This window comes from Alloscardovia sp. HMSC034E08, from assembly GCF_001813415.1.
Lineage (GTDB): Bacteria > Actinomycetota > Actinomycetes > Actinomycetales > Bifidobacteriaceae > Alloscardovia > Alloscardovia omnicolens.
In genome coordinates, this window is record NZ_KV812468.1 from 718,030 (window position 1) to 725,400 (window position 7,371).

Annotated in this window: 6 protein-coding genes; 4 read left to right on the forward strand and 2 right to left on the reverse strand. The window is 44.1% G+C overall.

What is annotated here, in order from left to right; genetic code table 11:
* Positions 1–162 precede the first annotated feature (162 nt).
* The gene (locus HMPREF2909_RS04645; RefSeq protein WP_071415402.1) at positions 163–1,380 is read left to right on the forward strand and encodes an alkaline phosphatase family protein; all 1,218 of its coding nucleotides are present in this window, start codon (positions 163–165) and stop codon (positions 1,378–1,380) included.
* A 172-nt stretch (positions 1,381–1,552) separates the two neighbouring features.
* Here HMPREF2909_RS04645 and HMPREF2909_RS09620 read toward each other — a convergent pair whose 3' ends face one another.
* Both HMPREF2909_RS09620 and sepH read right to left on the reverse strand, forming a co-directional pair.
* Entirely contained in the window at positions 1,553–1,684 is a 132-nt protein-coding gene (locus tag HMPREF2909_RS09620; protein WP_021618456.1) for a hypothetical protein, read from the reverse strand.
* Positions 1,685–2,418: 734 nt separating this feature from the next.
* On the reverse strand, positions 2,419–3,558 hold the full coding sequence (sepH, locus tag HMPREF2909_RS04650; RefSeq protein ID WP_071415403.1) for a septation protein SepH: 1,140 nt from the start codon (positions 3,556–3,558) through the stop codon (positions 2,419–2,421).
* Between the two features lie 369 nt (positions 3,559–3,927).
* Here sepH and HMPREF2909_RS04655 point away from each other — a divergent pair, with 369 nt between their 5' ends.
* From HMPREF2909_RS04655 to HMPREF2909_RS04665, 3 genes are read left to right on the forward strand one after another with little or no spacing between them, the layout of a single operon-like run.
* Entirely contained in the window at positions 3,928–4,224 is a 297-nt protein-coding gene (locus HMPREF2909_RS04655) for a DUF4193 domain-containing protein (RefSeq protein WP_022856433.1), read from the forward strand.
* The gene (gene dut, locus HMPREF2909_RS04660) at positions 4,224–4,703 is read left to right on the forward strand and encodes a dUTP diphosphatase (protein ID WP_071415404.1); all 480 of its coding nucleotides are present in this window, start codon (positions 4,224–4,226) and stop codon (positions 4,701–4,703) included. Before HMPREF2909_RS04655 ends, dut begins: the two co-directional genes overlap by 1 nt.
* Before the next feature lie 45 nt (positions 4,704–4,748).
* Positions 4,749–7,106 (forward strand): RelA/SpoT family protein, encoded by a 2,358-nt coding sequence (locus HMPREF2909_RS04665; RefSeq protein WP_071415405.1) that lies wholly within the window; start codon positions 4,749–4,751, stop codon positions 7,104–7,106.
* Positions 7,107–7,371: the final 265 nt, after the last annotated feature.

Genomic DNA, 7,371 nt, shown 5'->3' on the forward strand with positions numbered 1-7,371 from the left:
CTGGGGTGCCGTGCATGGCGGGTGTGCGCGTGAATAAATAATGAGTGTGTGAATAAATAGTGCGCGCTAGGATGAGGGATGCGGTCGGTTTGGAGTAATAAACGATGCGGCCTGCTAGGAGTACGGAGTCTAGATATGCAAGCCGTATGATTAAATGACACTATGTCCGATGTGTACAGTGATGCAGAACTTTTGTCGTTACAAGATGTAGTTAATTATGATGCCATAAATTCTCAAGGTCGCGGTGGTGCACGTCATTTAAGCGCTGTTTTACCTGCTTTATCCGCCGCGTTGGGAACGCCAGTTTCTACTGCAATTCATAATGATGCTGAGCGCTTAAGAGTAGATTTAGGCGTTCCTCATGCATCCTCTGTTATTGTTGTGCTCATCGATGGTCTGGGTTTTTGGAATCTCATGGAACGTAAAGGTCATGCTCCTTACTTGCGTTCTTTAGTTAATCAAAGTCATAATCAACAGCCAATTTCTTCGAGTTTTCCTACCACTACTGTTGCAGCGCTCAGCGTTTTCGGTACGGGAACGTGCCCAGGTTTAACGGGAATGACTGGTTATTCTCAAATCAATCCAGACAATGGTCAGCTTTCCCAAATGATTCAATTTTCTAACGGCGCTAATCCTGAACTTATTCAGCGTGAGCCAACTATTTTTGAGCAGTTAAGTGCTCAGGATGTGCGCGTTACGACTTCAGGATTCCCTAAATTTGCTAATTCTGCTTTAACGCGCGCTGCTTTACGAGGTTCGAACTATATTTCTGGAGCAAATCCATCTCAGCGTATTTCTATTGCCGCTCGCTCATCGTTTGAGCCAGGTTTAACATACGTGTATATTCGCGATGCAGATAAAATGGGGCATCAATATGGGTGGGATAATGAGCGTTGGATAGGAACTTTTGAACGTGTCGATGCTCAGCTGAAAAGTTTGGCTAAAAAAGCGGCGCCAGGCACGCTGATTGCTATTACTGCCGATCATGGCATGATTGCGTCTGACAGTTCGACGCGCATTGATATTGCTGAGCGTCCTGAACTGCAGGAAGGCGTTGTCCTCGTTGGCGGTGAGCCGAGAGCAGTGTCCTTATATGTTGAAGAGGGAATGAATCCGAACGATGTTGCGCAACGGTGGCGTCATGTTCTTGAAGATAAAGCACGTGTCTATACAAAAGATGAAGCTATTGCTGCCGGATTATATGGTCCTGTGCGTGATCGCGTTCTTCCGTATATCGGTGATGTTATTGCTATGGCGTCCTCAAATGTGACGATAGTAGATTCTCGCACTCAAAGCGATGTAGCGACGCATTTGCCGGCTGTGCACGGGTCCTTAACACGTGCTGAGCTTGATATTCCGTTCCTTCTGGACGTTGTGTAAGACCTTCATACGAAGAGATTATTGTAGCGCCTGATAAAGGCTCATATCTTAACAGCAAAATAACGAGAGGACTACTGTCAGTTACCGCACAGTAAAAGTTGTGCTATGAAAATATCAACTCAACTTTTACTAATAAGTAAGATGATCAGTAGTCCTCGTTGTTACTCAGCTTTTACTGCTTAATAAGTTTATGAGTTTTTGAAATCGTTGTTCCAGGTGCAGTTACATCAAATGAAATCTGACCATTACTATAAGTAAATTTCTTCGTTGATTCTTGTGCTGTCAATCCAACTGCTTTGCTCATGGCATCGCTATCTGCTTGCGAGGTTCATGTGTAATCACCAGCTTTTGTTGGAGGTCCTTTCCAATACAAACTAGATTCTTCTGATGCTTGAGGCTGTGCCCACGTAATAGTAATAGTGTCGTTTGTAATCTTGGCTATTAAATCCGAGCCTTCGTTGGCATCTGTTTTCCACGTGTCGGTTAAATCGGCAGGTTTTTCTGTAGATTCTTCTTGACTATTTTGAGATTTTTCTTTTGTTGAGTCTTCGGAGGTATCTACTTTTTTCTGCTGACTTGCGTTGTTATCGCTCGTTGTATTACTCGGCAGACTAAGGTTTACTGAACATGTACTCAGTGTTCCTATTCCTAAAACAGTTGCAAGTAGTCCAGCAACAATCTTTGTGAATCAGGGCATAACATAATCACCTTGAATATAATTCAACTTACTTTACTATTATTAAAAATAGTATGTTAAAAGATTACATAAAATTTGAAGAAAATCAAAAAATGTTCAATATTCTTTATAAGAATCGTGATAATTCCAAAAGTTTAGCGCGATTTATGCGTACCATAGACTGCTCATTATATGAGCAGAAAGCAGATGAGTAATTGAGAAATTAATCTGATTAAAAACGCGCGTAAACCACGTGAATATTTGAAGAAATGACTAAATTTAACAGTTTCGCCGAGTTAATTGTATAGCCCTTTACATAGTTGGTCTACGTAAAGGGCAATATCTATAAGCTCAAATGCCATCTAGGACTGCGAACCGAAAAGAATATCGTCCCAAGCTGGGATAGCTGAACGCTTACGCTTAGGAGGCTGAGAAGTTCGGTTGCTATTGGCGCTTCCGTTTTCGCCTTCTTCTTTGTTGCTGCCGGCACTGGAAGACTGATCAGAGCCAGAGATATGAGCGTCCTCTTGATTGATAACCGGAGCTGAATCTTCAGTATCATCCATATCGAGTGGAACATCGGCAGCCAGAGGTCGTGATGCCTTCTTCTGTGATTGGAAATCTGATGGATCAGCCAAAGTTCGACGTACAGCAGGTAACTGTGTGCTACTTTGTGACTGTTCTTCGTGTTGCGAACCTGCTGATTGAGGCGACTGACCAGAAACAATAGCATTAAAAGCGCCTGTGCTCATATGCGTATTATCTCGCATAGAACTCATAGAAACAGTTTCGAAGGTGCCTGTGCTGGTAGACACAGCTTGATTAGAAAATGGAGGAGAGGAGTGCGTAGCACCTACAGCTGGAATAGCATCTGTGCTGAATAGCTCTTTATCTACAGGTGAGGTTGCTGCAGACATTTCGCGCAGTAAACGCTTTGCAGGTGTGTTGACGCTCACCACAGAATGGTTGCGTGAATTAAACATCCATTCAGCGCTTTCTTTGTGTTCTCCTAAACTGTAATTCGCCTGAATGCGCCATGGATTATGCCCCTGACGTGATGCGCTCCACTGTACATCAGCGTAATCACCGCCCATAGAAGCAAGCGAAAAAGCAATAATATCTTTAACTTTCGAAGTATTTCCTTCTGTGCCAACAACAGTTTCTAAGAACTGAGAAGTAATGAAAACCTTTTCTTTTTCTACTGGAATAGCAAAACGGTTTACAGCAGAAACGGATACACCGTATTCTTGAGCGATGGCCTGTGGGCTCTGTCCGGAACGGATAAGTGACTGAATAGTGGACAGCGGAAGAATTTTTTCTGGCTGTTTTTCTTCCTGTTGAGTAACTGTTTGTGCTTTATTGCGAGCAGAAGCAATAGCACGTTCAAGTTCCGAGGTAATTTCTAAAGAAAAAAGATCTCCAGTCAGTGGGTCTTTTACTATAAGGTCACCGTTAGCGTCAACGCGAACGAAAGTTACCGGAATACTTGAATTCTCAGCCATATTAAACCCCTTGCGTCTATGAATACTTCCATATTATGGGTAGGTGGTCACATATACATAAAATGGATAGGACACATGTGAGATTTCTTCATACATGTGTGTTCCGCACACGTATCTCGCGTTATGACATTGAAGAAAACCTTCAAATATTGCTCCGCAGAAAGCGTATTTTTCAAGAGAAGTACGGTCTGTGTTACGTAAAATTTATGTGATTCTACTCTGTTTTTTACACAATTCAACGTGCCGTAGTTTGTGCCATAGAAAAATTGTAGTATCCTCTTTCGCATAGGACACGTGTCGTTTTATATCGCGTGACGGATGTATCGTCTGCGCGACTCAGTATTAAAGACTCAGTGAAAGGAGTAGGCTATGGCACAGGATTACGATACTCCACGGTCCAAGGACGAAGACGAGGAATCCATCGAAGCTCTGGGCACCAGCTCCCGTCAGAATCAGAATAATGATTTGGATGATGATGAGAACGCATTGGCTGAGGGGTACGAACTTCCTGGTAGCGATTTGAGTAATGAGGACTCAAGCGTAACTGTTGTTCCTATGCAGGGCGACGAGTTTGTATGCTCTGAGTGCTTCTTGGTAAAGCATCGCTCACAGTTGGCTTATACAGATGACGATGGTCAGCCAGTGTGCAAGGAGTGTGCAGCGTAATGGCCTATGATGAGATGTATAACGAGCCAGAAAATATTGAAGTTCTTATTTCTTTCCTCAACGAGGATGTGAATAAGGCTGGCTTGTATTATGCTCATGCGGGTGATGCTGGCGTAGATTTACGCACAACGGTCGCTTTTGATTTGAAGCCTTTCCAACGATTTTTAGCGCCTACAGGCATTGCTATTGCTCTGCCTGCAGGCTACGTTGGTTTAGTTCATCCCCGTTCTGGTTTAGCTGTGAAGCAGGGTATTAGCGTTGTTAATGCTCCAGGAACTATTGATGCGGGTTATCGTGGCGAGATTAAAGTTCCTATGATTAACCTCGACCCTGAGAGCACTGCTCATTTTGAGCCAGGAGACCGTATTGCTCAGTTAGTTATTCAGCGCTATGTGGAAGCTCGCTTTGTTGAAGCGGAAACATTGCCTGATTCAGATCGTTCTGACCGTGGCTTTGGCTCAACCGGTGTGGCACAATAAGGCATAATAAAAGCGATAGAGAGCTGGGAGAAGTAGGAGGTACACATGGCTGACACAAATTTTACACAGCATGACGCAAACGCGCCTACTTCACGCATTCTAGGTGCAGAAATTAGTTCGGATCCGCTCAATCCGTTACTTCCTATTATTCAAGTGTGCACCTTCCATCACCCAGATGCTGATACGGATTTGCTGCAGCGTGCCTATGAACGTGCTGTTGTACAACATGCTTCACAGCGCAGACGCTCAGGTGAACCGTATATTATTCATCCAATTGCAGTTGCTCAGATTTTAGCTGATTTGGGCATGAGTCCTAAAGTTATTGCTGCTGGGTTATTACATGACACAGTAGAAGATACCGATTTCACCTTGGATCAGTGTCGTGAGGAGTTTGGCGACACTATTGCAGGTTTGGTTGACGGTGTAACGAAGTTAACCAAGATGGATGTGGGAGATTCTGCCCAAGCTGAAACTATTCGCAAAATGATTGTGGCAATGAGTCGTGATGTGCGCGTGCTCGTTATTAAGCTATCTGACCGTATACACAACGCGCGTACATGGCGTTATGTGAAGCCAAAAAGTGCGTATAAGAAGGCTCAAGAAACTATTGACGTATATGCTCCTTTGGCGAATCGCCTGGGTATGAACGCCATTAAAACTGAATTAGAAGAGCTGAGCTTCAAAACTCTTCAACCAAAGATTTATAACGAAATTGTGGAGTTGGTTCGTCATCGTGCCGGTCAACGCGAACTGTATTTGCAACAGATTATTGCCGATATTTGCGAAGACCTCGACGAACAGAACGTGCATGCCAATATTAAGGGTCGTCCAAAAGACTATTACAGCATTTATCAGAAAATGATTGTGCGTGGTCATGATTTTGGCGATATTTATGATTTGATGGGTGTGCGCATTATCGTGGATTCTATTCGCGACTGTTACGCTGCTCTCGGTGCCGTGCATGCTCGATGGAATCCAGTTCCTGGTCGTTTTAAGGACTATATTGCCACGCCAAAGATGAACATGTATCAATCTTTGCACACAACAGTGGTAGGTCCTGGCGGTAAGCCAGTAGAAATTCAAATTCGTACCTGGGATATGCATCGTCGCGCTGAGTACGGTATTGCTGCGCACTGGAAATATAAAGAAAACGGTCGAGCAGGTCGCGCTTTATCTGCTCCAGATAAACAGGACGCTGAGCGCGGTAAGAAGATAGACGCTGAGAGTAGCGATTTCTTTGAACACGATAACCTTCAGTGGATTAAACAGCTTGCTGATTGGCAGAGCGAGGTTCCTGATTCAGATGAGTTCCTCGGCTTCTTAAAAGATGATTTAGGAGCCAGTCAAGTTTATGTGTTTACTCCTAAAGGAAAGATTGTTTCAGTTCCGCAAGAGGGAACACCGGTAGACTTTGCGTATGCTGTTCATACAGAAGTTGGACACCATACGATGGGTGCGCGTATTAATGGGCGTCTGACGCCATTAGATACGAAGCTGCAAAACGGTGATACGGTTGAAATTATTACCTCGCGCGGAGAAAATGCTGGTCCTTCTCATGACTGGTTGAACTTTGTTAAGTCGCCAAAGGCGCGCAATAAAATTCGTCAGTGGTTCACGAAAGAACGTCGAGCTGAAAACATGGAAGAAGGTCGTGACGAACTGACACGCGCTTTGCGTAAGCGTAATCTGTTTACGCATAATTACACCAGACTTGGAGTTTTCGTAGCTGTAGCAGAAGATTTGGGTTATCCAGATGTTGATTCCCTGTATACAGCTATTGGTGAGGGTCAAGTCTCCACGCAGAGCGTTATTACTCATATTCTTAAGTTCGTGGACGATGATGCTGACGAGAGTCCTGAGCAAAATATTGTTCCTTTGCGTAGACGCTCCGGTAGCGGACCTCGTCGCACGAAATCTGTTGGCGTATCCGTTAAAGGCGTGGACGATGTGTGGGTTAAGCTTGCAAAATGCTGTACTCCTGTGCCAGGAGATCAGATTGTTGGCTTTGTTACCCGTGGAGCAGGGGTATCTGTTCATCGCGAAGATTGCGTGAACGTAGCAAGTTTGAAGAAAAATCAGCCAGAGCGCCTTGTCGATGTGAATTGGACGAGTGCTCAAGGTGTGTTCCTAGTAAAAATCCAAGTAGAAGCTTTAGATCGAGGACGTCTGCTCTCGGATATTGCGCGTGTGCTTTCTGATGCGGGCGTCAATATTGTTGCAGGAACTATTTCTACCGGTGATGATCGTGTAGCTATTAGCCAATACAGTTTTGAAATGGCTGATATGAGCCATTTGAACCAGCTGTTGGCATCAATCCGTAAAATTGATGGTGTTTTCGATGTTTATCGTTTAACTGGCACTAAGGATGACTCCAAGCTACGCATACGTCATATTGATAAGTAGATTGATGCGTGCATACTTGTGCACGGATTTTGTGAGTATGGTGTCTGTTGCAGTTTAGGATGCATCCGAATTTTTTGTGTTGTTGAATGCGTACTCATGTTTGTATTGAGTTTTACCGACTCTTGGGACTTAGCGGGGTTAGGTGAGGATGTTGTCTAGTAGGTTCTAGTTGATTCCTCTGGCAGTCATGCGTCAAGGCATCGTTTCGGAGTGAATGTGGTTTTACTTCATCGTGAAGTCGATACGCGCAACCGATATGCCAGTT